We start from the raw sequence: 26,319 nt of genomic DNA on the forward strand, positions 1-26,319 counted from the left end.
GATTGACATAGCTAAAAAGCTGTTGTTGCGAGCGTTCAATTCCGCGCATGATTTATGAGGTGAGTGGGTTCCATCAAATTTTACCCGACTCGGTGGGCTTTTCAACGGCCTGTTAGGCCTCCTTCTAAACGAATTATGCACAAACGCAATAAAGTATGCTTTTCCTGGAAATCGTTCGGGAACGATTCAGATTAAACTACAACATCATAACTCAAACCAGTTGTTGATACGTATTAGTGACAATGGTATTGGCATATCAGATGATTTTGACATTGAAAATACGCCTACACTAGGTCTACAACTCGTTCAATTGCTAAGTGAACAGATAAGCGCAAAGTTAACTATTCACCGCAGAAACCCAACAAGTTTTACACTCATCTTTCCGAAGGATCTGTGATAAAACCGATTCTTGTCATGCCTGCTTTAGCCGCAATACTCATTACCCGTGCAATATGTTCATAGTGCGCCAATTTATCTGCGTGAAGATGTAATTCAGCTTCAGGCTCCTGGCTTATTTTTGCAGCAAAGCGCGATGCTAATTGTTCCAGTACTTCGGGCTCTCCATTCCAGAATAGACTACCATCCGCACGTATTGCCAATTCAACATGTTCAGTTTGTGTGATATTTGGAACATTCTCTGCTTTTGGCAGATCAATCTTGACTGAATGAGTAAGAAGTGGTGCTGTAATAATAAAAATGATTAACAATACCAGCATCACATCAACCAACGGTACCACATTAATTTCTGACATAGGGGCCTGGCGCCCGCTATCTTGCATACTTCCAAACGCCATCATCGCCCCCTTTCTATCGCAACATCAATTGCGCTTGTGCTTATTTCGCGCTGCGAATGTGGCGCAGAGAATGAAGTATCATTGTTATCTCCAACCGTTATCAGTATGAACAGATCATGCGCAAAAGCTTCCAGGCGCGCAAGCCAGATACGGTTACGACGAACAAAAGCGTTATAGGCAAGCACTGCTGGAATGGCTACCGCCAACCCTAACGCTGTCATGATTAATGCTTCGCCAACAGGCCCGGCGACCTTATCTAAAGTGCCCTGCCCCGAAAGTCCAATTTGTATCAGCGCATGATAAATACCCCATACTGTTCCAAATAAGCCAATATAGGGTGCTGCCGAACCTGCTGTTGCGATTAACGTCAGGCCATTCTCAACTCGAGTAGCTTCCTGATCAATACCGTTGCGTAAAGTACGCGTTAGAAACTCACTTGTTCCACCTGCAGCAGCTAATTTATGCGTGCTGTGTAACTTGGAATTAGCTGCCGCATCAATACCCAGCTTAGCAAGCTCTGAGAATGCATTATTTGGCACAGCGTTTCTTAACTCAATATGAGCCGTTTGTAGCGAATCAAAACTCCAAAAATGCTTTAAAAAAGCCTCAGCACGGCGTTTAGCAATTATATTTGCAATACTTTTTGTGATAATCAGATACCAACTCGCTATCGATAGTGACAATAGTAATACAAGTACACTGATGCCCACTCCATCAATCTGATCGAGAAAATGGGAAAAGCCGAGTCCTTGTTCCATGAATTAATTTCCTTGCAGTACAAAATTAAAAGGTTGTAAGGCTATCGCTCGAACGGGCTGGCCGTTACGCAACGACGGATTACAGTGCCAGCTCTTCACTGCGGCCAATGCCGCAGTATCAAGACGCTCATAGCCACTGCTATTAAGAACTTTTGCATCATCAATACGCCCACTCTCATCCAGCTCTACACGCAACACCAATTTACCTTCTTCACCCATGCGTCGCGAGATGGCAGGATACGCTGGCGGTGATAATTTTGGGCAAGAAACGGATAATTCCGAAGCCAACGTCATAGGTCCAGTTGGCATTTGTGCTGGTGCAGCATCCGGCAAGGATCTGGATTCTCTCGTTTGCTCCTGAACCGGCACAGGTGCCGGCAATGGGTCTGTAACCGGCTCGACATATTCTTGCTTAGGAATTGCGGGTGCTTTAGCGACAAGACGCTCTTTTTTGGGCTTGACCACAGGCTTTCTGGCTGGCTGAAGCTTAACAGGAACAGGTTTCGGCAATGATTCAGGGGCAGCACGCGGTATTGATGGAGTTATTAGCTCAGCAAACAAAGTAACTACCTGATCAGGAGCTGGAATTAAGCGTTGATTCCATAATAAATAAAATAAAGCAGCGTGCACTACCAGTACAAACAACAATCCCGGCAACGAAATAAGGCGTTGTTGCTGTTCAAAATATTCACTATTTTTCCAAGATAATGATTGCATTACAGAATAACAAATCCAGAAAAATATTACTTATTATTGACTTGAAAATACCACAAGCTAATATGCTGATTTGACAAACAACATGTGTATGAACGCCACCTCAACCCAATGCACTGCTCTAAATATGATGACCAGAAACTAAGCTGACCAGCCTTTTATGATAACGCAAACGATAATAATTATCAATCACTAGATTGATAATTAAGCTTAATGCGAGTTGGTTTACCAAAACAATACAAAACAAATGATCTTACTTGCATAAAAATTCTTTTCCGCTGCGCAGGCTAACAGATAGTGATATAGTGCCATCACATCCGATCTAATTCAAACATGACTTACACCACCCCCGGTTTCTGGCGTCGCATTATTTGTCTGATTTATGAGTTTCTGCTTTTATTGGCCGTTTTGCTATTTGCAGGATTTATTTTTCATCTTATCTTCAGAGACACGCAAGCTTTTTATTTCCGACCATTATTTCAATTTTATCTACTCTTGGTTATGGGATATTACTTCACTTGGTTTTGGACACATGGCGGACAGACCTTGGCCATGCAAACTTGGAAGATTCGTGTTGTAACCGCGGATGGCGACAGTTTAACAAAGAAACAGGCCATTATTCGTTACTTGCTCGCAATAACGGGTATTCTCCTTTTTGGACTCGGAATCATCTGGGCGTTATTTGATCGCGATCACCAATTTCTTCATGACCGTATAGCAGGAACTCGTATCATTTTTTGTCAGGATAAGATTCAATAAGAATCAACTAATCCCCCTACGATAATCAATTCATTGCCTTTCTCCGTTATAGAAATTCACATGCACACTTTTAGACTCAGTTACAAAAAAGTGTATACTAATCGAATTGTTATGATTTTCACTACGTTAATAATTAAGCATTTAAAGATTGATTTCAATAATCCGTTAATATAACAACCTTACTTCTACATTAGCGATCATTTAAACAAATGCTTAGTCCAATTTTCTCAGCAATTACTAGCTTGAAACTCCATCTCAGAGAATTCCCCATCCAAGCTAACTGCTTAGTTATCTTTGCTGCAACAATAGCCATTTTCATCACTGATTTAAGTCTCCCCTTGGGTGTTGCGGCTGGCGTCCCTTATGCATTGGTAATATTCGCAAGTCTATGGGTCAGTGGAGTTCAATTTACCTACCTAATTGCCACGCTCGGATTTACTCTAACCATTGCAGGATACTTTCTATCATCGCACATGGTTGTCCCATTAGATATTGTATTGTTTAATCGGGGGATAACTTTGTTGCTGATCATTTGCTCCGCATACATGGTGATTAAAATCAAAAGAGCAAATGTGGATATCACTACGTTAATGAATCAGATATTGATCGACCCTGTCACGGGATACAAAAACCGCCAAGCTTTTGAAACCGAATTCGATACAGAAATAGTGCGTAGCAAACGATATCAACGGAGTTTATCCATCGCGATTATCGATATTGATCTTTTAAAATTATTCAGTGACAACTATGACTATAAAAGCAAAAGCGATTCCATTAAAAGAATTTCCCAAGAAATTAAAACCAACATCAGAATAACCGATTTTCTTTATCGTATTGATATCAATATATTTGCCATAGTATTTTCTGAGACAGATTTGATCGAAGCTAAAAAAGTATGTGAAGCCATACGCAAGAAAATCTCTTCCGCCATCGATAAGAACGCTGAAAACAAAATCATGATAAGCATCGGTGTCGCGATGCTTGAAGAAACAGATAACAAAACCAATCTCTGCAAACGCGCAGAAAATGCACTCTTTATTTCAAAACAAAATGGAGGGCATCAGGTTTCCACCTTGCCTTCGATCGCCAATAAAGAAAAAACCACTGTCGCCGCCATTTTGTCGCGTTCGAGATCTGATTGATTCCATTTTATTTCTACAAAACGAGCTAAAACATCCTCTGCGCAAGGACATCAATTCTTTTTAGCTACAGAAAGAATGCATTTATCGATGCATTGAAGAAATTACTTCAAATTCTCTTATATAATCCCGGGTATCAATCAGACAAAACCCTACGTTTCTGAGACACCCATGAGTTTATTGAACAAACCAATGGCCAAAAAATCAAACGGCCATTCCTTCTCACCCAGAGTAGCCCGACTATTACGTGAATCCGGGCTATTAATATTGATGGGTGCTGCACTTTATCTAATATTGATTTTTATTAGCTATGACCGTAGCGATGCCGGCTGGTCGCATAGTGGTGACTTTAATCAAATCCAGAATGCAGGGGGGCATGCCGGTGCATGGCTGGCTGACTTATTGCTGTATTTATTTGGGGCATCTGCATGGTGGTGGGTTGCTTTCTTTCTGTCTGCAATTGCGTGGAGCTATCGCCGAATAGATACCGTCGGAATCTTTGATCGGCATTCCGTGTTACTTTCTCTTGGCGGTTTTTTACTGTTGTTATCAGCCAGCAGCGGTCTGGAATCGCTCAGATTTTACTCCATCAACATTTCACTCCCTTTACCACCGGGCGGAATGCTAGGCAACACAATTAGTTACTATCTCTCGCAAATACTGGGATTTACAGGCGCAACACTGACATTATTAATACTCATCGCTGTCGGCTTTAGTCAATTTACCGGCTTGTCATGGGTTCGATTTGTAGAAATGCTTGGTGAAAGTGTTGAGAATCTATTATTACTACTCAAAAATGCATGGGAAACAAGACAAGACAAACTTGCAGGTTTCGTTGCTTCTCATGTCCGAGAAAAATCCGTTGAGAGCGAGAAAAAACGCATAGAAAATAATCCGATTCTGCATATCGAACCACCGACAACCAGTATTATCAAATCTCAGCGCATTATCAAAGAGAAACAACCTTCCTTATTTTCGGATTTGCCTGACTCACCACTGCCGCCGTTGCGTCTTCTAGATGAACCGGATAAAGATTTTGAAATATTATCCAAAGAAACCCTTGAATTTACTTCTCGCCTGATCGAGCGAAAACTCAAAGAATTTGGTGTCGATGTTAAGGTTGTTGCAGCCTTCCCTGGGCCAGTCATCACCCGCTATGAAATTGAGCCGGCTATTGGCGTCAAGGGCAATCAAGTCATCAATCTGGTCAAGGATCTGGCGCGCGCATTATCGGTTGCTAGCATACGGGTAGTCGAAACCATTCCGGGAAAAACCACCATGGGACTGGAAATTCCCAATCCTAAGCGGCAAATTGTCCGACTCCAAGAAATTCTCAGTTCGCAGGTGTATGCTGACTCCGCTTCAGCGCTGACCATTGCATTAGGTAAAGATATCAGCGGGCGCCCGATTGTATCGGATCTCGCTAAAATGCCTCATGCGCTGGTAGCTGGAACCACCGGCTCAGGCAAATCAGTTGCGATCAATGCAGTTATTCTAAGCCTTATTTATAAAACCACACCCGATCAAACCCGCTTGATCCTGATTGATCCAAAAATGCTAGAACTATCGGTATATGAAGGTATTCCGCATTTACTGACGCCGGTTGTCACCGATATGCGCGAAGCTGCTAGTGCATTACGCTGGTGTGTCGCCGAAATGGAGCGTCGTTATAAACTGATGTCTGCATTAGGTGTTCGCAATCTCGGTGGTTACAATCAGAAAATCCAAGAAGCGATTAAAAATGAAGAGCCCGTAATTAATCCACTGACACTACCTGAGGAAGAACAGGAATATCTAGAAGAATTGCCGCTGATTGTCGTGGTAATTGATGAGCTAGCCGATTTGATGATGGTCGCCGGCAAGAAGGTTGAACAATTAATTGCCCGGCTAGCGCAAAAAGCACGCGCATCTGGCATTCATCTCTTATTGGCAACCCAACGCCCATCCGTTGATGTGATAACCGGTCTGATTAAAGCAAATATTCCGACCCGAATTGCGTTTCAAGTATCGAGCAAGATTGATTCACGTACCATCCTCGATCAAATGGGAGCCGAAGCCTTACTGGGTCAAGGTGACATGCTGTACTTACCACCCGGCAGCGGCTATCCGCAACGTATTCATGGTGCTTTTGTCGCCGATCATGAAGTGCATAAGGTGGTGGAGTATCTTAAAGAACATGGAGAACCTAACTACATCGAAGAAATTCTTAAGATTGATGAAGAAGACAATGATACCGGCAACACACTCGATTTTAAAAAACCATCCGAAGGTGAAGCCGACCCGCTCTATGACGAAGCCGTTGCCATTGTAATCAAAACTCGACGGGCCTCCATCTCTCTCGTACAAAGAAATTTGCGAATCGGCTATAATCGTGCCGCCCGTCTTGTAGAAGATATGGAACGAGCCGGCTTGGTTTCTTCAATGCAAAGTAACGGTAATCGAGAAGTACTAGCTCCGGCACGTAACGAATAATCTAATTTCCAACTGCTATACTTTGCTCTACACACCCATTTCATTCAAGGAACCTATGCTCCGTTTAAGCTGTTCCACTTTCTTCTTGCTGCTCAGTCTGACACCAGTCCTGGCTGAAGCAACTGCCATCAACAGTCTTAAAACCTTTATTCAGGAAACCCGCACAGTTCGAGCAAACTTCTCACAAACGCTGTACGATAAAAATTCTCGCGCCATCCAAGAATCAACCGGCACCATGCAGTTCGAGCGTCCTGAAAAATTTCGCTGGGCTTATGAAAAACCATACGAGCAACTGATTGTTGGCAACGGCACACAAGTCTGGTTTTATGATCATGACCTCAACCAAGTAACTGTGCGCCAATTTAACCTCGCTATCGGTAGCAGTCCAGCCGCATTACTCGCCGGCAGCAGTACGATTGAAGACAATTTTGAGCTGGTTGAACTGGGCGTGCAAAATGAAATGGAATGGCTCGAAGCAATTCCCAAAAACAAAGAAAGCAACTTTGAGTTCATTCAAATAGGGTTTTCTCCGGACGGCGCGCTCAAGGTTATGGCATTGCGGGATAATTTCGGACAAACAACATTATTGTCGTTCTCCGAGCTAGATAAAAACCCCACCCTACCCGCTGATTTATTCACATTCATTCCTCCGGACAATGCAGACGTCATCAGTGAGTGATTTGGACCTTTTTTCGATTAATGCACCCAAAGCTCCATTGGCAGAACTACTTCGTCCCAAACAACCAAGCGACGTCATTGGACAAAATCATCTGCTCGGTACAGGAAAACCACTGCGGTTGGCATTTGAATCAGGCAAACCGCATTCGATGATTTTATGGGGTCCGCCAGGAACCGGGAAAACCACACTAGCTCGCCTCATGTCAACTGAATTTGATTGTGAGTTCATTGCCCTATCTGCCGTGCTATCGGGCGTCAAAGACATTCGCAATGCAATTGAGCAGGCTCAATTAGTCCTGCAACAAACCGGTCGGCACACCATTCTTTTCGTCGACGAAGTGCATCGCTTTAACAAATCACAGCAAGATGCTTTTTTACCGCACGTAGAACAAGGCTTAATCACTTTTATCGGTGCCACCACGGAAAACCCATCATTTGAAATCAACAATGCCCTGTTATCGCGCGTTCAAGTGTATATACTCAATGCCTTATCAGAACAGGAGTTATCCAGATTATTTGAGCGCGCTCAAAATAATCTGGATAAAGTGCAATTTTCTGATGAAGCAAGGAATTTACTAATCGAATTCGCTGACGGTGATGCCAGGCGTTTACTAAATCTGCTAGAACAAATCCATACTGCAGCCAGAACTGAATCCATCACGAAAATCAGCAAAGATATTGTTCTCAACACGTTATCACGCAATGCACGCAACTTTGATAAAGGCGGCGATGAATTTTATGATCAGATATCCGCACTACATAAATCTGTTCGCGGGTCTTCACCTGATGCAGCACTCTATTGGCTGTGTCGCATGTTGGATGGCGGCGCCGATGCGCTATATATCGGACGAAGATTGATTCGCATGGCCATTGAAGACATCGGCCTAGCTGATCCGCGTGCTCTGCGCTTAACATTAGATGCCTGTGAGACTTATGAGCGGCTAGGCAGTCCGGAAGGCGAATTGGCGCTGGCACAAGCCACCTTGTATCTGGCCTGCGCGCCGAAAAGTAACGCCGCCTATCTGGCATACAAGAAAGCGCGTTCCTTGGTTGCCCAGGATAAATCACGCCGCGTCCCACTGCACCTGCGTAATGCACCCACCAAACTGATGCAAGATATCGGCTATGGAGACGCTTACCGCTACGCGCATGATTGCCCGGAGGCCTACGCAGCGGATGAAAATTATTTTCCAGATGAAATGCCCGAAGTGAATTTTTATCAACCAACTACTTTCGGACTGGAACAAAAAATTCAAGAAAAATTGGCTCATTTACGAAATTTAGATAAACAAGCAAAGCGTAAGCTATAAAGTTCAATTAATACCGGTTATTTTGGAGTTTTTGCATGCTAGAGATTCAACAACTACGCACTGATTTGAACAACATTACCCAGCAACTCGCCAAAAGAGGCTACACTTTTCCTGCCGAAGCATTTAATGCTTTGGAAGCAGAACGCAAAATAATCCAAACCCAAACACAAGAACTTCAGGCGCAACGCAACATAGCATCGAAGAAAATCGGCCAGGCAAAAAGCAAGGGGGAGGATACTTCGGCGATTATGACTGAAGTAGCGCATCTAGGCGATGCGTTGAAACAAGCGGAAAATCAGCTGGAGCACATTCAACATCATTTGCAAAAAATTCTGCTCGAGGTTCCCAATCTTCCGCATATCAGCGTACCCGAAGGCAAAGATGAGGCAGGCAATGTACGCATTCGTCAATGGGGTGAACCACGACAATTTGATTTTGACATCAAAGACCATGTCAGTATCGGAGAAGGACTCGGATTGCTGGATTTTGAAACCGCTGCCAAACTCAGTGGGGCACGCTTCAGCTTGATGAAAGGCGGGCTCGCTCGTCTGCATCGGGCGCTGGCTCAATTTATGCTGGATATTCATACGCTGGAACATGGTTACATCGAAACCTATGTACCCTATCTGGTGAGTCGTGATAGCCTGCGTGGCACGGGACAACTTCCCAAATTCGAACAAGATTTATTTGCCGTGACCGCTGGTGGTGAGGAATCTTCCTCTGCGAAAAACACACCTGAATATCATCTCATCCCCACTGCGGAAGTACCCATTACCAACATGGTGCGCGATGAAATCGTGCCGTTGCAATCGCTCCCGCTCAAATATGTCTCACATACGCCCTGCTTCCGTTCTGAGGCCGGTAGTTATGGCCGGGATACGCGCGGGCTGATTCGTCAACACCAATTTGATAAAGTAGAGCTGGTACATATCGTTCACCCGGACCAATCCTACGAAGCATTGGAACAACTGGTCGGGCATGCAGAAAAGATTCTGCAGAAACTAGCGCTGCCATACCGAGTCATGGCCTTATGCACCGGAGATATGGGCTTCGCGGCAGCAAAAACTTACGATATTGAGGTTTGGTTACCTGCACAAAACACCTATCGGGAGATTTCCTCCTGCAGCAATTGTGAAGCGTTCCAATCCCGCCGCATGCAAGCACGCTTTCGCAATGAAAATGGCAAACCGGCGTTACTACACACATTAAACGGCTCTGGTCTAGCTGTCGGGCGCACACTGGTGGCCGTATTGGAAAACTACCAGAACGCGGATGGCAGCATCACTATACCTGAAGTTTTGCGCCCCTATATGAATGGTCTTGACCAACTCGGGAGTAGCGGCGCAAAATGAAAACCAAGCACAACGATTCACTCTTCTTATAGGAAGTCTCATCATGCAAAATGAACATACCAGTCAGCCCAACAACAAATCCGACAACGACAGCAAGCTCAAAACACTCGAAGCTGAGGTGCGCGAAGCGATTGCCAGCGGCACGCATATCCAGGAAACCGTGCACCGGCTAACTCTGGAAGCCATGAATGCAAAACATATCGATTTGGAATCCCTGCAGCGAATTATCACCGCGGTGATGGATGGCGTGCACGACGGCGCAACACACCAGCTACAACATGCAGCCAATCAAACGCAAGCAGCAAAATCACAAATTACTGAAGCCGTTGCAGGACTCGATTCCGCATTGGCTGGGTTTGCCGAAGCCTCCAAACTGGCCGTTCAAGAAGCAACAGGTCAGGCCAGGAAATTCTCTGAGACCGAATTAGAGCGCACCCGCTCTGATCTGGAAAGCCTCGAAAGTCTATTCGTCGACACCCTGCATCGTACCGGTACAGCAGCGCAAGGCGTGATTTCAGAGATTCTGCTCGATTTGAGCCATCATGCAAAAAATACCGGAACCACAGTAGGTTCTCAGCTACAAGAAACACTGGCTATTTTCGCGCAGCAAATCGCATCAGTTGGACAATCTCAGCTAGAAACCGGAACCACACTCGCGCAAAAAACTGCCGAATTTGTGAGTAAAATTGCTCAAGGCGTACTATCGGGAATCAAAGATAAATCCAAATAAGGCTATTATTGAATTCGATCGAATAAAGCACCCCGCCGCAAGCAGCGGGGTATTAACCGCGCTCTTCAACCTGCTGGTTTTCAACCAGCTTTCGCCCCAAGGGGCGGGGAATTTAACCCGAAGAGATTAAACGTATCGTTAGCCCCACATAGCTTAAAAAATAGAGCTAACGATATCCTAACTTAAATCCTCGCCACCTAACGCATCAACCATTGCAGTGATCAGTTGACTGAGTTCACCGGTCATAATAGCGAAATCGCTGATGAACAATTCTTCAGCATTTTCAGTTGACTCTTTCAGAATATCCTGTGGCGCAATCCGCCGCAGCTGCAAATTATCATGCAATACAAATGAGATTTTACTATCCCATGTCATTGCCAGCCTGATCACTTTTTTCCCTGCACGTATATGACGTACAGTCTCTTCGGTCTCCAGCGCATGGTGGGTATATTTGACAGTTGCTCTCTCATCACTCATACCTTGCAGCTCACAATCACGATCAATGCTAAATATAGAAGGCAAATCGTCACCAGACAACCAACGTGTCATCGCTGAAGAAGGCGAAACCTGCGTCTCCAACGGTGCCAAAGTTAGACCGCGCATTGATTTAACTAATACCTCAACCAATTCATCAGCTTTCTGAGTGCTCGCCGTATCAATTATCAAACGACTCTTAACCGCATCAATCCAAGCATAAGTTTTGTGGCGCTGTGTAAAAGCACGCGGCAATAACTCAATTATCGTGGCTTCCTTGATATCTCTAACTTGTTTCTTGCCTGGCTTATAGCCTTGCATTTTCTCAATTTGCGCAATACGGTTCTTGGCATGCTGATTAATCACACCAGCTGGCAATAATTTCTTCTCAACACCCAAAGCAATCAGCCATTGTTGGCCATAAGCATGGATAAAATTCTCCTGCTCGTCGCGAGGCGGCACCCAGCCGCGGCTTTGCATCTCCATTTGCATGCATGCTTGCAAGGCATGTTGAGAAAGCGCCTCTTCAAGGCTATTCAGTGTTATATTTCCACTACTAATACGATAAACTTGTAAATTTCTGAACCACATAGTTTTACTCTATTAACTTGTTGATTGTCTTTGCCATCATAATTGCATGAAAAAAATTTACTCTGCTGGCAATTTGTTGGAAGCGCAGATAGTACTTGATCTGCTCGAACACGCCTATATCCCGGCGAGAATTTTTAATCAGCATGCGCAGGGCTGTGTCGGAGAAATTCCATTCACACATGCATATCCCGAAGTATGGATCATACGCGAAGAAGATTTCGAGCGCGGCAAGCGTGTCGTTGAAACCTACGAGAAAACACCGACAACAACCGGCATCATACGCTGTCCTGCTTGTAATGAAGAAAATCCAGCCAATTTTCAGCTCTGCTGGAAATGCGGCTCTGGCTTAGAGATTGTCCTGTACCAAGCCAAGGTTTCCGAATAAACAATACAATCAAAGTGTGATGAATACTTATCCACCACTTCATGCTTTCTCGAACATAAAATCTGATAATGCCTATGTTGCCATCAATTGAACAACGCCTTGCCGCAGAACTTGTGGTTAAACTGGTACAGATCCAGGCCACTATCCAGTTACTGGATGACGGCTCTACTGTCCCATTTATTGCTCGCTACCGCAAGGAAGCTACTGGAGGATTGGATGATGTGCAATTGCGCCAATTAGCAGAACGCTTGCACAGTTTGCGTGAGCTGGAAAAACGGCGCGCGACAATCATCAACGCAATTGAGAAGCAGAACAAGATGACCCCGACATTGCTGGATGCGATCACCCATGCGCAAGACAAGACACATCTGGAAGATTTGTACCTGCCCTACCGAAAAAAACGCCGCACCAAAGCGCAAATCGCCTTGGAAGCTGGCCTGCAAGCGCTGGCAGATGCGCTGTTAAATGACTCACGGCTTGATCCGGAAATTGAAGCGACCAAATACCTGAAAGCGCCGTTCACCACCGAGGAAGGCGATAATCCAGGAGTGGCGGATGTCGAGCAAGCATTGGAAGGCGCGCAACATATCCTGATGGAGCGTTTCGCCGAACATGCACCGCTGCTGCAAACACTACGCGAATACTTGCGCTTGCATGGCATTCTGACTGCCAAGGCCGTCAAGGACAAACAAGACAGCGACACCAAATTTACTGATTATCATGATTATCATGAAGCGATCAGTAAAATTCCTTCGCATCGTGCATTGGCGCTGCTACGCGGCGAACGTGAAGGATTCTTGAAGCTAAAACTGCGGTTGGATTCTGAACTGGAAGAAAAGAGTGGGATTTTGGCACTCAACTCATGCGAACAACGAATCGCGCAACAATTTAACATACGTGACCAAAAACGCGCAGCAGATAGTTGGTTGATTGACACCGTGCGTTCAGCCTGGCGTAACAAAATCCACGTACACCTGGAAACCGAGCTGATGAGCAACTTGCAAGAATGCGCCGAAACCGAAGCCATCCGAGTATTCGCGCAAAACCTCAAAGCCTTGTTGCTCGCTCCTCCTGCCGGTGCGCGCGTCACCATCGGACTGGATCCCGGATTACGCACTGGAGTGAAAGTTGCGATCGTTGATACCACCGGAAAAGTACTCGACATGGCAACGATTTATCCACATCCGCCTAAAAATGATTGGGATGGTGCAATCCAGACTTTAAAGCAATTGGCACAAAAGCATGACGCTTCTCTGGTCGCGATTGGCAACGGTACTGCATCACGGGAAACCGACCATCTAGCCAAAGACTTAATCAAACAGCATCCACAACTCAAACTTACATCGATCATGGTGTCCGAAGCCGGAGCTTCGGTGTATTCTGCATCTGAGCTTGCCTCGGAAGAATTGCCAGATCTGGACGTATCGCTGCGCGGAGCGGTCTCAATTGCACGGCGATTGCAAGATCCCTTGGCCGAGTTGGTCAAGATCGACCCAAAATCGATTGGTGTCGGCCAATACCAGCATGACGTCAATCAAAGCCAATTAGCGCACACACTCGATGCCGTAGTGGAAGACAGCGTCAATGCTGTCGGCGTTGATGTCAATACCGCCTCTCCTGCCCTGCTGCGTTACGTTGCCGGACTCAACAGCAAAATTGCGCACAACATCACCGCATACCGCAACGCTAAGGGTATGTTCGCCAAACGTACCGATTTAATGAAAGTCACGGGCTTAGGCACAAAAACTTTTGAACAAGCCGCCGGGTTCTTGCGCATTCCCACTGGAACAAATCCGCTTGATGCTTCCGCTGTTCACCCGGAATCATATCCGCTGGTCGAGCAAATACTCAATGACGTAAAGCTGAGTGTTTCCGAACTGATCGGCAATCAAACAGTTTTGAGAGCTATCCGTCCGGAGAAATACTCCAACGCACAATTTGGTCTACTGACCGTCAAAGACATCCTGCAAGAACTCGAAAAGCCCGGCCGTGATCCGCGCTCCACCTTCAAAACCGCCACTTTTAAGGAAGGCATTGAGTCGATGAAAGACTTACAACCCGGCATGATGCTCGAAGGCGTCATTACCAACGTTGCCGCATTCGGTGCATTTGTCGATATCGGTGTACATCAAGACGGTTTAGTGCATATCTCCGCGTTGTCAGATAAATTTGTCAAAAACCCGCATACCATTGTCAAGGTGGGTCAAGTGGTTACAGTCAAGGTATTGGATATTGATGAAAAACGTAAGCGGATTGCATTGACAATGCAACTTGCTAACGGCAAGGAGAAAATATCCTAGAAAAAAATTATCGTCACAGCGTACACTTAGTGGAAAAGGCTCCTGTGACAAAACCATAAGAACCAAGATTAAAAAGAATAATTCATCGTGATATCAGTTAGTAAGCGGTACAAATAATCACTAAATCTGCATTTAACTCGATAAATCCATTTATATCGATAGTCTATTCAGGTATAATGCCGCGCTTTGGGTCGTTAGCTCAGCCGGTAGAGCAGCGGACTTTTAATCCGTTGGTCGCCAGTTCGATCCTGGCACGACCTACCAAATAGAATAGGGGTTAGCTTAAACGCTAATCCCTTTTTTATTTTAGAGTATAACAAAATGTTATAAATCAGATCGTTAGCGATATTTACCACCGAAAATCAAGCATTGAAGATTGATGATCGGCTCTGAACCGAACTTATGCAGAACTCTTCCTGGTAGATAATCCTCTACGCTTTAGGTCGCAAAGCGGATTGCCATGACAATGCCTCAAAGGAAAGCAAAAGTGAATGGTGCGTCCTCAAATTTCGAAACAAGACAACAAGCAACTCAGGGGATTACTAAAAGAAATCTTCTATAACCTGCAGCAGACGCTGGATAGATGGGACTATCTACAACCAGCACTAGTTACTGTGCAATTTTACTAGCTGCTCAGTCACATGCGGTTTATATTTGACAGCACATATCAATGGTGCCAAAAGTATGCCTTTTTTAAGAAAAATGTAATTAACAACTTCAGTGTCTTACATTTACATACATGTTTCCCTTGAGGTAATATTCGGTCGAAACACTTCACAACACTCGAGGGATAATAAAATGAAAAAATTAATTGTTGGCGCTCTTCTTATCATGACATCGCTTACCGCTAACGCAGCAGTTACGATTAAAGATATTACGCTATTTAACACCGAGAATCCCGGACAAATATGGGTCACTTGGACAACGGGGCATTGGATACTTGGAGTTAGCGATCAACCAATCGGTCCGCTCTTAAATGCACCAAATGGATCAGTTGACGGAATTTCTCAAGGCAATTACTGGTTGTTTGCTGACCCAGCGAACCTCGGACAATTTCCTCAACTTGATGTCACGTTGTCTAATGGTTCAACTTTGAGCACCGTTTTCGAGATTGTTGGTAGTAATGGAACTGCTCAATCTTGGACGCACTTGAGTGGAAGTCCACTGCTTTCTCTTGGATGGACAGATGGATCCATCGATCTTGTTGGCACCTATCATGGGATTACACCCGATGGAATAAACGATTACTATATGCAAGCAACGCTTGGAATACCTGAACCATCCCAGTACGCCATGCTTCTTCTTGGTCTTGGTATCCTAGTCGTTTATGTTAAACGTTACGCTACTAAGCTTTAAAAGTGATAATCGATCAACTGCACTCGAGAGAATGCAAGCGTCACAGAAAAAACTTTGGTCTTGCATCCTTGACTTTCGAGAGTGTCCGTGGGTTCGTTAGCATCAAGTCGTGCAGATACAATACAGATTGTTAATAATCATCGATTGATGAAATTACTTTCTTCAGTACGGTTTTTGACAGAACCAGAACCCCAAGAATTGTACATGACAAATCTGACAATTATTAGCAAGCGCTGGCGAGCACAAGCGAGTGTATTATTCATAAAAACAGTTAGTTATACTACCTTTTAATCCCTTGGTCGCCAGTTCGATCCTGGCACGACCTACCAAATAGACTAGGGGTTAGCTTAAACGCTAACCCCTTTTTTATTTTAAAGCGTAACAAATAGTTCTAAATCATACTGTTATTTAAAGACAGCACTTCGATATTTCCCGAAAATTAAGCAGGATAAATCGATTTGTCGGCTCTGGTCGAACTTATGTAGAACTCTGCTTAAAAATGTTGTAAAAGAAGCGGCTTGATATGCCACTGAATGTTTGTAATAATTGTTTGGTCTTAATCAGCATAGAGCTGACATAACGAAGAATGGCCTGATCCTCACTGACGTGAGAAGATTCCTCCTGGAAAATAATTCACTATACGTGTTGCAATTGGTTAATGAGCTAGTCGTTAAGCGCATTCAGCGCAAAATGAATGAATCATTAATCGTCAAAAGCGATAATCCAAATTACGAATCTGAGGAACTAGATGAATTAGCGGCTAAATCTCTTCATATCATTGGATAATTTGAGACTTCTGTAAGAAGAAGATAAATATGACTATTGAAAAAGATGACCAGATCAGTCCTGACTACGAACTGGACAAAGATGGCTTTGAAAAAGAGGATGTTGGTGAACAGGAAGAGCCTGTCACTCAAGAGAAACCGTTCGATCCTAAAAAAGTTGATGTGTCTATAACGACGCCAAATTTGAGAGCATTAATTGACAGACTCAAGCATGAAGAAATTGATTTAATGCCAGATTTTCAGCGATCTAGTGATTTGTGGACTAGGCAAGCACAAAGCCGCCTAATAGAATCCATACTAATTCGACTACCAATACCAGCATTTTATTTTGATGCACTTGTTGACGATAAGTGGCAGGTTGTAGACGGATTACAGCGCTTATCGGCCATATCTAATTTCGTTCTGAAAAAAAAACTACATTTAACAAATCTGGAATTTCTTACAGAATATGAGGGATTTTCTTATGATCAGCTCCCGCGTGCATTGCAGCGACGAATAGACGAATTTCAGACTTCTGTATATTTGATTAAACCAGGCACACCATTGGTGATGAAATACTCATTATTTAATCGAATTAATACTGGAGGACTTAAATTAACCAATCAAGAGATTAGGCACGCTATGAGCCAATCGATTAATAGTGGAGTAGCTTCACGTTTTCTAAGCGAAATCGTAAAGGAAGAATTATTTTGCAAAATGGTTGGCAACAATAATAACCGTATGTCCTATCAAGAATTAGTGCTACGGCATATGGCTTTCATATTATTTAGTTCTGACACATACAAGTCGTCACTTCCCAAATTTTTGGATTCCGCGATGGACGAGTTAGGAAGATTAGGAAATGAAAAACGTGATTCACTACGCGCCAATTTTTTAGCATCAATGAAAACTGCATATGATCTTTTTAACAACGATGCTTTTAAGAAAACACTAGCGGAACCGACACATAAAAAGGTGGTTAATAAGCCGCTATTCGAAGCAGTTTCAGTTTGCTTGGCTTCGATCGATGATAAAGCTCGCACTCGCCTCACTGAGCAAGGTGATAAGTTTAGAGAAGAATTTAAGGCGCTGTTGACGGATTCTGTATTTCACGAATCCATTAGTCGATCGACAGCCAATACGGACAATGTTCAAATGCGCTTCAAAATGATGAAAGGTATCATTGAAAAATTTTCAGGGAAGGATTTGTAATGTTAGAACGCTTAAATTTGAGTAACTTCAAATCGATTAAAGATGGGACATTCGATCTCGAAAATCTAACATTGTTCTCCGGGCTCAACGGCATGGGGAAATCGTCCGTCCTTCAATCGATGTTATTGTTAAGGCAGTCCTTCGAAAAGCATCTGTTGCCCGATACGGGAATTTCTCTAACCGGGGAATATGTTCGTATAGGTAATGGTAAAGATCTTCTTTTTACCGACGGTAATGATGAGTTTGTGGATATCGAATTATGCTGGCCTGAATCCAGATTAAACTTTAGGTTTATGTATCAAGAAGTATCCGATATGCAACCAATTGAGAGGAGGGACAATGATATAGAAGGCTTACCGTTTGGAGAGTCGCTATTTACTTCTTCTTTTCAATACCTTTCTGCAGAGCGAATTAGCCCAAAAAGCATTTACGATGTTTCTGAATACGCTGTGAATAAGCGAAGATCTCTGGGTATTAAGGGAGAATTTACTGCTCATTTTCTAGCAGAACATGGTGATGAGGAAATACCTATCGATGCCCTTAAGCATCCTCAGTCATCTACTAAAACACTTATTGATAATTTGAATGCTTGGATGTCTGAGATTACTCCTGGAACCAAAGTGATTGCTAAATTAATTCCTGAGATTAATCAAGCAAGTCTACATTATCAGTTTTCTTCCTTGATTGAGATGACAGCGCAATTCCGTCCAGAAAATACAGGGTTTGGCTTAACTTATGTATTACCAGTTGTGACTGCAGTACTAAGTGCACGTCCAGGTGATTTATTGCTCATAGAGAACCCTGAATCCCATTTACATCCGGCCGGGCAATCACTTGTGGCACAATTAATAGCCTTGGCTGCTCAAAATGGAGTACAGATCATTATCGAAACACATAGTGACCATTTTTTGAACGGCGTCAGAACATCTGTTAAAGCGAAGAATATTGAATCAGACAATGTATGTATATATTTCCTTTCTCGTGATGTCGGAAGCTCTGAGCACGCCGTTAACATTGAAGAAGTTAGAATCGAGCCAACTGGTCATATTGATAATTGGCCTGAAGGTTTTTTTGATGAATGGGACAAGAGCCTAAACACATTGATCCAGGGTAACTAAACAGTGTCCGAATCTCTAATTCTGAATGAGGCATCTTTGCCATTTTTCTCTGTGGAGGATTGTGAAGTAAATTTGGCTGTGTTTTTTGAGATTCTGCACAGTGCAAATTTAAAGGGTATAACTTTTTATCGAGCAGATGATTTAGAGGGAGGTTGGAGTTCGCTGGTTTATGCGCAAGGGTTTGAGTTTGGAAAATGGATCAGTAAAATTAAAAATAATGACCAATGCCGATTGGTAAAAAGCGTAATTGGTAACGTAAAATGCCGATTAATTTCAAATGAAAGTATTGATCAAAAGAATTCAATTAAAGACATTTTGTTTGTACTTTTGTCAGATCAAGATATTGAAGTTAAAGGTCTTGGTGTAGCTTCAATACTAAATGCTTATGGAATTAGTTTTGCCTCCCATACTAATTGGAAAGTCGATCCCGTAACCGTTATTCAACAATGGGATGAAGTCGGTGCTATACAAAAGCAAAATGTGAATGTTCCAAATATATATTCTCAGGCTAATCTTGATAAGATTTTGGACGAGTTAGCGGTTAAGAAACAATCAAATAAAAATTATTTTTGTAATCTTGCTGCACGAGGTAATATAGATTTTCCTCATCTGATTTTCTGTGAAAGCGCATTAAAGGATCTCCGTAGTTCCTCAGTAACTGCACTTGATTTTCCTAGAATTATTAGTGTTTTGAATAAGCTAGACAGAGCCATTTGTGGGTCTACAAATCTAGATGATCTAATCAAAAACTCAGGACTGGATATCTCAGGAGAAAGCACTGAGACGATGAATGCCGCAAAACACGCCCGTAAGAGATTGTTTAAACATCCTAATTTAGGTCGCGTTCTCTTTGAAGTCCATGTGAAAAATTTTACGGATAATAAGCGAATGCATATACTTGCTGACTATGTCAGCAATTGCATTTGTATTGGTTACTTTGGTCGCCATCTATCAACCGTGACAACCCCCAAATAGCAATATTTAATATTGCATCATTCATAAAAAATCAAGATTCAGGGAATATCTCAGAGCACCCACTTTTACCGAAATCACACTTGGTTGTACCAACTGTAATCGCAGTACCCCCTGTCAACAGCTACAATGCTACCTTGGGGAAATTGCAGTATACGGCCAATCTCAATATCACTGGTCTTGCCTTCCGTAATGGCGACAAACTCTGGAAGATAGCCGCTGTGATTTAATCCGACATGAAGCTTAATGGCGCTTTTTGCAAGCTCTTCCGTCCTGCTAATTGTGCCATCGCCAAGGTCACAAACTGCGACCATCTAGATGTAGTGCGGAATGAACGACCTGAATGATGTTCTTTTGCCAGAGTCTTAAACTCATGTCTCGGTACAAATTTTAGTATTTGTGAAAAGATCGTATTATAATGTGACATGGCGTTATTTCCTATATCGGTTCAACAAGTTATAAGCAAACTTATGATACCAATTCAAGCTGAATCAGGCCGCCTCAATTAGTTGTTAACGGGACAGTAGTGATAAATTATGAATAATATTTCAAAAGAAGAAAGAATAAAAGGTGCTTTTTTTGGTGCTATAGTCGCTGATGCGCTTTGTCTTGGAAGTCATTATGAATATGACGCTAAAAAAATATATAAAGCTTACGGCAATAAACCTATAGAAAAATACATGTCACCAGGAGAGATGATGGGTGGTCAAACACATGGCATTGGCTGGGGAGAGCGTAACTACCATCCAGGTAAAAAGGCAGGCGGGACAACTGATTATGGAGACTACAACATCTTGGTTTTAGAGTATTTGGCATCTATTTCAGATATCCCAAGACCTTTTAATGTAACAAACATGATTCCTCACTGGATGAAGCGCCTTGAAAAAGGCTGGGGTTCTTGGATATGTACTATGACTAAAGAGACTTATGGACAAGTAAGACAGGGTGTACCTGTTGAACGTCTTGGTGGGATTTCTAACGCGATGGCAATACGTCATGCTGCAGCACATGCATATTACGACACAGAAGATGAAGTAGTAGATGTTGCAAGAAAATGCATGTTTACTCATAGAGATGTTCATGCGCTAGGTGGTGGCGAGTTTTTCGCTCGTGTCACCCACCGTGTAATTAACGGAGAGACTCCATCTAATGCAGTTGAGTCTGCTGCTTTAGAAATGGAAGGTTTTTTTTATGATAAAGTTGCCCAGGCAATTGCAAAAGTAAAAGAAGCTACTGATGGAAACTCGGCACTTTCTCAGGAGAAGTTTGCTGATGACCTTGCAATTACAAGCATGGCAAGACTATGGGACGTAGGTCGCTCAGAACCGATAAAAGTAGGCAAAGCAAGTCCTACTGAGGGAACTCTTCCTGGAGCAGTCTATTTCATACTAAAATATGAAAACGAGGAAGATGGATTAAAAAAAGCACTACAAGCAAATACGATGGTCGGTGGGGACAATGCTTCAAGGGGAATTGCTATCGGTATGGTTTTTGGTGCATACAAAGGCGTAAATGCGATTCCATTAGAGTGGAGAGAGACATTGGATGAATGGAATTATTGTGAAGATATGCTAAGTAGGCTTCCGTTACTTAAATAAAAAAGCAAAATATCTGTGAGTGAATATAGGCGGATTCAAATTGGAAGTGCAGCTTCTGATGTCCACTTGGTGTAACTTACCGACAGTCGCTTACACAGATTAGCAGTTGAAGGAACGGACAAGGCCAACTTGCGAACATTATCATCAATAATATTCCTTAATATACGCATAAGCCCGATCAAACAGCACCTGATCCGTATGTAACTTATACTTCAGCAATGCCTTGCGCAGCGATTTTTGCACTTCAAGCGCCGCTGCTGGTATTTTTCCGGTTCTGTCGCATTAAAAGCAAAAAGGCATATTTCGGATGAGTTGACATGCCATCTCTTTAAACTAGGCGGAGTTATTCTGCCAATGCATAAAATTGTTCAGCTCCCTCCTCATCATCTGACCATTGCTAAAAGCATGTGCATTAGTTGGATTCCAGCCAAGATGTTTTTAGCTGATTGAAAAGATATGAATCCGAGCATTGGCTTCTTTATTCGCTTCACTGCTCGATGATCTTGTTCCACAATATTAACCGGATCCCCAACGGCTCACTGTAGAATGGTCAACTGTAACACCACGCTCCTCCATCGTATCTCCCAGGTGCCGACAACAACTTAACGAATATGCCGCGTGTACCAGCGGATGCAGACCAGAATTACATCAATCGTAAACCGCATTCCTTTTGTAACCAGCATGTAGATCCACCATTTTCTCGATATCAACAGTCTACACGAATGTATCGATGATCCCGCTTAATGCGACAGAACCAACCATAATTGCCCCCTAATACAATACTTTATAGGTTTGATGATTATCGGTTTTTTTAACAGACAATTCTATCCCTGTTAATTGGCCATCCTCGACAGTTGCCTTAAATTTTTTACCAAAACTTCTCTGATGGGGTATTTTTCCCCACTCATCGCCATATAATGCATTTAATGGATAAGTCCCTTTGCTCTTTTGGTCTATAATATCTTGAGCTTTTTTCTTTTCTTCTTGGTTAAGCATGAATTTTTTCCTTGTCATCTTTTTACTGGAATAATCATGGTGTGCAGTATAACGTTTGAATCCGTCTATTTATAGTTGTTAATTAGGTTTCGAACTTTACCAGAGATCAGGGTTATAATTCTCAATATTAATCTCTACCCCTTGTTATATATGCCGAATTATACAGATACCTTAAATCCCCTTGGCAAGACCAAGGAGAATCGCAAGTTCAATTTATTTATTAAAAGCTAAAGTAATTGCAATAACTGCGGATGGCATTCGTGTAGATTAAACAAAATTTCCATTTCGCAATTGTATTCCAATTTTAAAATAACTGTCTGGGGCTGATATAATTTATCGCAGGTGCTGGATGACTTCTCGCATAAACCAGAATTCCAAATTACTCCTAATGTAAATTTGAAGGATACCGCGTTTTTGCAGCGCCCCGCTCGAATGCCGAGTTATGAGTATTCGCGCTAAACTACTTGGATGTAAATGCATTGAACTCTCGATCCATTTCCCGAAATTGAGAAGCGAGTTCTGTGGCAAATAGCTTGGTTACTTTGTCATCCTTAACCTGCGGAAGGACATCTAAGAATCTGACTTTTTCGGTTATAATTTGCTTACATATAGTAATAGAATCATTGACCATTTCCATATAGCCGTTTCTAGATCTTTTATCCATCATCCCTGCGGCACCAATGATATTCCCGTTCAAAATTGCGCACATGCTCCCTGTTTCTGCTATTGACCAAAGCAAAACCAAATCAGACTGTCTTTGTTCATTGTTATTTTTTTTCGCTTCACTTGTATACTTACTCATAGTTTTTCCGATTGAGCTACCTCGACTATTCAGTGTTGAAGCAGCATCAAAAAAACTATTAGCTTCAGCTGCGACGAGAATTGATGATGAAAAAAGCATAAAGCATGCACATAATGTCACAAGATATTTGTTCACTTTGTATCTCCTTTGGTTTTCGCGGCAATTAGCGTGAACGGATGATTTTACACATAACGTAATGTATAAGATATTTTGCCGATAATCTATCAAATAATGTCGTATAAATTGGCTTACTGCCGCTCGATTATTAGAGTCTTCAAAAGAATTTCACGTTTGATTTCAGAAGAAAGCCATATTTATCTTTGGAAAGAAAATAAAGAATTTTACGTAGAAAATTTGCAGAATTGATAATGCCAGAGAATGGTGACTTACCCCCGGAATATTTTGCATCAAGATTGAGCACATGTTTGCTTTCTGTCCAACAGGTCTTGGAACTCTTTTTAAACAGGCGAGAAAATTGGATTTGGAGAAAGGACCTGATGTAGCTAAGATGAAATGAGGCTTTTCTAATACCATTGCTAACTAAACAATAGGTTATTTGCCAAGCGTTACCCGCCGATAAGCCATATAAAATAAGCCATCGGCGTCAATCACTTTTAATCGTTCTAACACGCCCTTTTCTACCAATGCGCCCATAGTGACGCCAATCTCACGCTTACCTAAACCCGCAGCCTGCAAAGCCAAGCGAATATCATGGCCTGAAGCTACGCCAATTTTAGAGGCGTTTTTATCTAAGGCGTTTAACACTAATTGTTCGTAAGTAGAAAAAGACGTTGCAACCATTATTGCCTGATAATCGATGGGGCCTATCATATCCAGAATGGCACGCCGGATTTCTGCAGTGTACGCACACCGGCGACAGAACAACTGCGGAGCCTGCTTGACCAGACCATCAAGCGTATCATGAAAGCATTGACTCGCCACTGTGGGTATTGCCAAGTTAACTCTCGCAAGGTGGCCAAGATATTGAATTTACTTACCTTAAGCTACCGTTATTTTTTTCCAAGACGCAATAGCACCTTGTCTCCAAACCAGATAGTCACTGGCAGATACCAGATGACGGCCAAGATTAAATAGATTGCACACCGCAGTATAAGCCTCCAGGAATCGCTGTAACTCCTTTCATTTTATTAGGCGCAGCCAATAATAGCCCTTCAGCTTAACAAACGCTAAGTTCCATGCGAAAGTTGCAAAAAGTAGCCCATAGAGCAGCCCCGTCACCCCCGAATACGGGGCAATCGCCGCCCAATGAACGAGAAAAAATGAACCGACGCATACGCCGTTCACATACCAAAGTGAAAGCTTGGCATTGAAAAATCGATGATGTTTATATAAGGTCACTGATTTCTTCATTCTGCCATTATCGGTTATATACAACAGTTAACTAGGCAGTGCCGGATTAACACATGCGATAACAGTATAGTTTATATTTCCGATTGTGCCTTTTTTTATCGATGCTGGCGGTTGCTGAAAGACCCATAGTCCCATATTGTCATGACGCAGGTTTTGGCTGCTGTTGAAAAATGCCCGAACCATAAAGGGACCCGTTGTCGGGCCTGTGGTTGAGGTTATCCTGATTCTGTAGCTCGGTGTATTCCCATTGGGGCGCCCAACATCATCTGTATGGATAGAATCGAAAATTGGCATTGCGCAGTTCAGTGAACTGGGCGTAACTGGCAACAGCAGATTTGCCAATGAAGAATCGTAGTATAAAGTTACGATATCGTTTTCAGTGTGCGATCGAAGCGCGTTAACATCATGTCGGACATTATCAATAAACATTGTGGAAATCTGGAGGAGCCGTACCGACTCGAACGTTTTTGTCTGTAAAGGATCTGGCATCACATCCTCTATGAATTTAAACGTTCCTGCCACATGGAGTATTGTGGCTAGGTCATGTGGCTCTTCCAAGGTCAACAACCAAGTGAGATCCATGATTTGATTGGTCGTGCCGATCTTAGGAGAACGATTTGCGTGGCAGCTAATAATTCGGATCAACATCTTGCCCGTGCCACCCTGATTGAGTTGGGATGTATCAATGGCAACGCGAGTTAATTGGGGATGGAAGAATAAAGTCTTTTTCGGATAGGAAGTTGATGTGCCTGAGATTGCCGGACCTAGGACTAGGCTCTGACCGAACGGCAGCGGTGGCGTAGGATCAGCCCCGGTTTTAAGCCGCAGATAACCGGACGAATAGATGACAAGAACCTGCGGGAAACGGCTTGTATTGGATATGCGCTTCGCAAAGGATAAAAGCTTTGTCATTCCCATTGATTCGCCATTGATCAGGACTTCGAATGGATATTGTGGGATGTACGCCCGCTGCTTTTTTATCACCCATATGCCGTCGTTAAACATCTCTATCTTATTCAAAGTGATCTTATCTTTCAGAATCCGCTTTTTAAAGATGGAACGTCGACTTGTTTGGTGATCGTTCCTGCCTTTGTGTAAGGAACGAAATTATAAATTAAAACATCCATTAGGTGACATATGCTGTCAAAAATGGAGTCCATCGGTTTAAGCCGCAAGCAAACTTGCATAGTGTTGCTGCATAAAGTCAAATTGTGAGATTTATGTATAAAACTTCTCAGGAATTTGTCAGATACACATGACGCCATTCACTTACGAGAAGTAATGGAAATGATTACCCGCTATCCTAAAAGGCATCAATGTGCCTTAGCGTGATCTGTACTAGATTTCCCCCTTTTATCCTCCATTGCTAATTTCCTTCCTAGAGTAAGCTTTCTTGAATAAACCTATAACTGGAAAATCCGAAGGAGAAACCATGAGCGCAGAATTAGCTGAGTATTTCTTAATTTTGTTGGGCGTATTTATGATTCTGTCTGTCATCATTGGACAGAACCTGAGTTAAGCCAATCAAAATTAATTTCTTTCTTACGGAAGGTTTAAATAGGCTATGTCACAATTAGTTGTTGAACCTGCCTTGTTTTGCCAAGAGATGCTATAAAACAAAGGATTGGTGTAATACTTTGACCGAGACGGTCAATCATTCTGTGCCATCCGAGG

At 42.9% G+C, this 26,319-nt stretch carries 29 protein-coding genes, 1 tRNA gene and 1 pseudogene; 18 read left to right on the plus strand and 13 right to left on the minus strand.

Annotated features, from left to right (window positions below; all coding sequences use genetic code 11):
• Positions 1-109 precede the first annotated feature (109 nt).
• A complete protein-coding gene (locus Q0C11_RS09650; protein ID WP_367273747.1) occupies positions 110-397 on the plus strand; it encodes a sensor histidine kinase in 288 nt (95 codons plus the stop codon).
• On the opposite strand, the gene Q0C11_RS09655 is transcribed toward Q0C11_RS09650, so the two are convergent.
• The 3 genes from Q0C11_RS09655 to Q0C11_RS09665 are packed head-to-tail and all read right to left on the minus strand — an operon-like array spanning position 375 to position 2,269.
• Positions 375-794, minus strand: coding sequence for a biopolymer transporter ExbD (locus tag Q0C11_RS09655; protein WP_292919788.1), 420 nt, complete (start codon positions 792-794; stop codon positions 375-377). The two genes, Q0C11_RS09650 and Q0C11_RS09655, sit on opposite strands and share 23 nt — an antisense overlap.
• Positions 794-1,552: a MotA/TolQ/ExbB proton channel family protein gene (locus Q0C11_RS09660; RefSeq protein WP_293007409.1), complete on the minus strand. Its 759-nt coding sequence runs from the start codon at positions 1,550-1,552 to the stop codon at positions 794-796. Before Q0C11_RS09660 ends, Q0C11_RS09655 begins: the two co-directional genes overlap by 1 nt.
• Before the next feature lie 3 nt (positions 1,553-1,555).
• Entirely contained in the window at positions 1,556-2,269 is a 714-nt protein-coding gene (locus tag Q0C11_RS09665) for an energy transducer TonB (RefSeq protein ID WP_293007410.1), read from the minus strand.
• Between the two features lie 330 nt (positions 2,270-2,599).
• Here Q0C11_RS09665 and Q0C11_RS09670 point away from each other — a divergent pair, with 330 nt between their 5' ends.
• The 7 genes from Q0C11_RS09670 (at position 2,600) to Q0C11_RS09700 (ending at position 10,706) form a co-directional block, all read left to right on the plus strand.
• On the plus strand, positions 2,600-3,025 hold the full coding sequence (locus Q0C11_RS09670) for an RDD family protein (RefSeq protein WP_293007411.1): 426 nt from the start codon (positions 2,600-2,602) through the stop codon (positions 3,023-3,025).
• A gap of 242 nt (positions 3,026-3,267) precedes the next feature.
• Entirely contained in the window at positions 3,268-4,167 is a 900-nt protein-coding gene (locus Q0C11_RS09675) for a GGDEF domain-containing protein (RefSeq protein ID WP_293007413.1), read from the plus strand.
• A 168-nt stretch (positions 4,168-4,335) separates the two neighbouring features.
• Complete coding sequence (locus Q0C11_RS09680) at positions 4,336-6,636, plus strand: DNA translocase FtsK (RefSeq protein WP_293007415.1); 2,301 nt, start codon at positions 4,336-4,338, stop codon at positions 6,634-6,636.
• 55 nt (positions 6,637-6,691) lie between these two features.
• The gene (lolA, locus tag Q0C11_RS09685) at positions 6,692-7,315 is read left to right on the plus strand and encodes an outer membrane lipoprotein chaperone LolA (protein WP_293007417.1); all 624 of its coding nucleotides are present in this window, start codon (positions 6,692-6,694) and stop codon (positions 7,313-7,315) included.
• The gene (locus Q0C11_RS09690; RefSeq protein WP_293007419.1) at positions 7,293-8,624 is read left to right on the plus strand and encodes a replication-associated recombination protein A; all 1,332 of its coding nucleotides are present in this window, start codon (positions 7,293-7,295) and stop codon (positions 8,622-8,624) included. The genes lolA and Q0C11_RS09690 overlap by 23 nt, the downstream gene beginning before the upstream one ends.
• A 35-nt stretch (positions 8,625-8,659) precedes the next feature.
• Entirely contained in the window at positions 8,660-9,976 is a 1,317-nt protein-coding gene (gene serS, locus Q0C11_RS09695; RefSeq protein WP_293007421.1) for a serine--tRNA ligase, read from the plus strand.
• Positions 9,977-10,019: 43 nt separating this feature from the next.
• Positions 10,020-10,706, plus strand: a complete 687-nt coding sequence (locus Q0C11_RS09700; RefSeq protein ID WP_293007423.1) for a DUF6781 family protein — start codon at positions 10,020-10,022, stop codon at positions 10,704-10,706.
• Positions 10,707-10,883: 177 nt separating this feature from the next.
• Here the strand turns inward: Q0C11_RS09700 and Q0C11_RS09705 are convergent, their stop codons facing one another.
• A complete protein-coding gene (locus tag Q0C11_RS09705; RefSeq protein WP_293007425.1) occupies positions 10,884-11,771 on the minus strand; it encodes a recombination-associated protein RdgC in 888 nt (295 codons plus the stop codon).
• A gap of 46 nt (positions 11,772-11,817) precedes the next feature.
• Here Q0C11_RS09705 and Q0C11_RS09710 point away from each other — a divergent pair, with 46 nt between their 5' ends.
• The 8 genes from Q0C11_RS09710 (at position 11,818) to Q0C11_RS09740 (ending at position 19,881) form a co-directional block, all read left to right on the plus strand.
• Complete coding sequence (locus tag Q0C11_RS09710) at positions 11,818-12,156, plus strand: DUF2007 domain-containing protein (protein ID WP_293007427.1); 339 nt, start codon at positions 11,818-11,820, stop codon at positions 12,154-12,156.
• Between the two features lie 74 nt (positions 12,157-12,230).
• On the plus strand, positions 12,231-14,456 hold the full coding sequence (locus tag Q0C11_RS09715) for a Tex family protein (protein ID WP_293007429.1): 2,226 nt from the start codon (positions 12,231-12,233) through the stop codon (positions 14,454-14,456).
• A 188-nt stretch (positions 14,457-14,644) separates the two neighbouring features.
• Positions 14,645-14,720 (plus strand) — tRNA-Lys (locus tag Q0C11_RS09720).
• Positions 14,721-15,287: 567 nt separating this feature from the next.
• Positions 15,288-15,812 carry a PEP-CTERM sorting domain-containing protein gene (locus Q0C11_RS09725; RefSeq protein WP_293007431.1) on the plus strand — a complete coding sequence of 175 codons (525 nt, stop codon included), beginning with the start codon at positions 15,288-15,290 and terminating at the stop codon, positions 15,810-15,812.
• A gap of 546 nt (positions 15,813-16,358) precedes the next feature.
• Positions 16,359-16,598 carry a helix-turn-helix transcriptional regulator gene (locus Q0C11_RS14690; protein WP_367273744.1) on the plus strand — a complete coding sequence of 80 codons (240 nt, stop codon included), beginning with the start codon at positions 16,359-16,361 and terminating at the stop codon, positions 16,596-16,598.
• A 29-nt stretch (positions 16,599-16,627) separates the two neighbouring features.
• A complete protein-coding gene (locus Q0C11_RS09730; protein ID WP_293007433.1) occupies positions 16,628-17,788 on the plus strand; it encodes a DUF262 domain-containing protein in 1,161 nt (386 codons plus the stop codon).
• Positions 17,788-18,906 carry a DUF3696 domain-containing protein gene (locus tag Q0C11_RS09735; protein ID WP_293007435.1) on the plus strand — a complete coding sequence of 373 codons (1,119 nt, stop codon included), beginning with the start codon at positions 17,788-17,790 and terminating at the stop codon, positions 18,904-18,906. Before Q0C11_RS09730 ends, Q0C11_RS09735 begins: the two co-directional genes overlap by 1 nt.
• Positions 18,907-18,942: 36 nt before the next feature.
• Complete coding sequence (locus Q0C11_RS09740; RefSeq protein WP_293007437.1) at positions 18,943-19,881, plus strand: hypothetical protein; 939 nt, start codon at positions 18,943-18,945, stop codon at positions 19,879-19,881.
• Between the two features lie 74 nt (positions 19,882-19,955).
• Here Q0C11_RS09740 and Q0C11_RS09745 read toward each other — a convergent pair whose 3' ends face one another.
• Together Q0C11_RS09745 and Q0C11_RS14695 are read right to left on the minus strand one after the other, a co-directional pair.
• On the minus strand, positions 19,956-20,192 hold the full coding sequence (locus Q0C11_RS09745; protein WP_293007439.1) for a transposase: 237 nt from the start codon (positions 20,190-20,192) through the stop codon (positions 19,956-19,958).
• Entirely contained in the window at positions 20,105-20,305 is a 201-nt protein-coding gene (locus Q0C11_RS14695) for a DUF4372 domain-containing protein (protein ID WP_367273745.1), read from the minus strand. The genes Q0C11_RS09745 and Q0C11_RS14695 overlap by 88 nt, the downstream gene beginning before the upstream one ends.
• Before the next feature lie 109 nt (positions 20,306-20,414).
• Between Q0C11_RS14695 and Q0C11_RS09750 the strand changes: the two genes are divergently transcribed.
• Entirely contained in the window at positions 20,415-21,476 is a 1,062-nt protein-coding gene (locus tag Q0C11_RS09750; RefSeq protein WP_293007441.1) for an ADP-ribosylglycohydrolase family protein, read from the plus strand.
• A 383-nt stretch (positions 21,477-21,859) separates the two neighbouring features.
• Here the strand turns inward: Q0C11_RS09750 and Q0C11_RS14700 are convergent, their stop codons facing one another.
• The 6 genes from Q0C11_RS14700 to Q0C11_RS09775 form a co-directional block, all read right to left on the minus strand.
• On the minus strand, positions 21,860-21,988 hold the full coding sequence (locus Q0C11_RS14700; protein WP_367273746.1) for a hypothetical protein: 129 nt from the start codon (positions 21,986-21,988) through the stop codon (positions 21,860-21,862).
• A gap of 259 nt (positions 21,989-22,247) precedes the next feature.
• On the minus strand, positions 22,248-22,472 hold the full coding sequence (locus Q0C11_RS09755; protein ID WP_293007443.1) for a DUF1413 domain-containing protein: 225 nt from the start codon (positions 22,470-22,472) through the stop codon (positions 22,248-22,250).
• A gap of 460 nt (positions 22,473-22,932) precedes the next feature.
• Positions 22,933-23,409, minus strand: coding sequence for a hypothetical protein (locus Q0C11_RS09760; RefSeq protein WP_293007445.1), 477 nt, complete (start codon positions 23,407-23,409; stop codon positions 22,933-22,935).
• 417 nt (positions 23,410-23,826) lie between these two features.
• On the minus strand, positions 23,827-24,231 hold the full coding sequence (locus Q0C11_RS09765; protein ID WP_293007447.1) for a hypothetical protein: 405 nt from the start codon (positions 24,229-24,231) through the stop codon (positions 23,827-23,829).
• Positions 24,232-24,414: 183 nt separating this feature from the next.
• On the minus strand, positions 24,415-24,645 hold the full coding sequence (locus tag Q0C11_RS09770) for a hypothetical protein (protein WP_293007449.1): 231 nt from the start codon (positions 24,643-24,645) through the stop codon (positions 24,415-24,417).
• Positions 24,646-24,672: 27 nt separating this feature from the next.
• Positions 24,673-25,650, minus strand: coding sequence for a hypothetical protein (locus tag Q0C11_RS09775; RefSeq protein WP_293007451.1), 978 nt, complete (start codon positions 25,648-25,650; stop codon positions 24,673-24,675).
• Positions 25,651-26,038: 388 nt separating this feature from the next.
• Here Q0C11_RS09775 and Q0C11_RS09780 point away from each other — a divergent pair, with 388 nt between their 5' ends.
• On the plus strand, positions 26,039-26,164 hold the full coding sequence (locus tag Q0C11_RS09780) for a hypothetical protein (RefSeq protein ID WP_293007453.1): 126 nt from the start codon (positions 26,039-26,041) through the stop codon (positions 26,162-26,164).
• Positions 26,165-26,207: 43 nt separating this feature from the next.
• Here Q0C11_RS09780 and Q0C11_RS09785 read toward each other — a convergent pair.
• Positions 26,208-26,319 (minus strand): annotated as a pseudogene (locus Q0C11_RS09785) (IS1595 family transposase); the annotation flags it as partial.

Source organism: Nitrosomonas sp., assembly GCF_022842015.1.
In the GTDB taxonomy this organism is placed as follows: Bacteria; Pseudomonadota; Gammaproteobacteria; order Burkholderiales; family Nitrosomonadaceae; genus Nitrosomonas.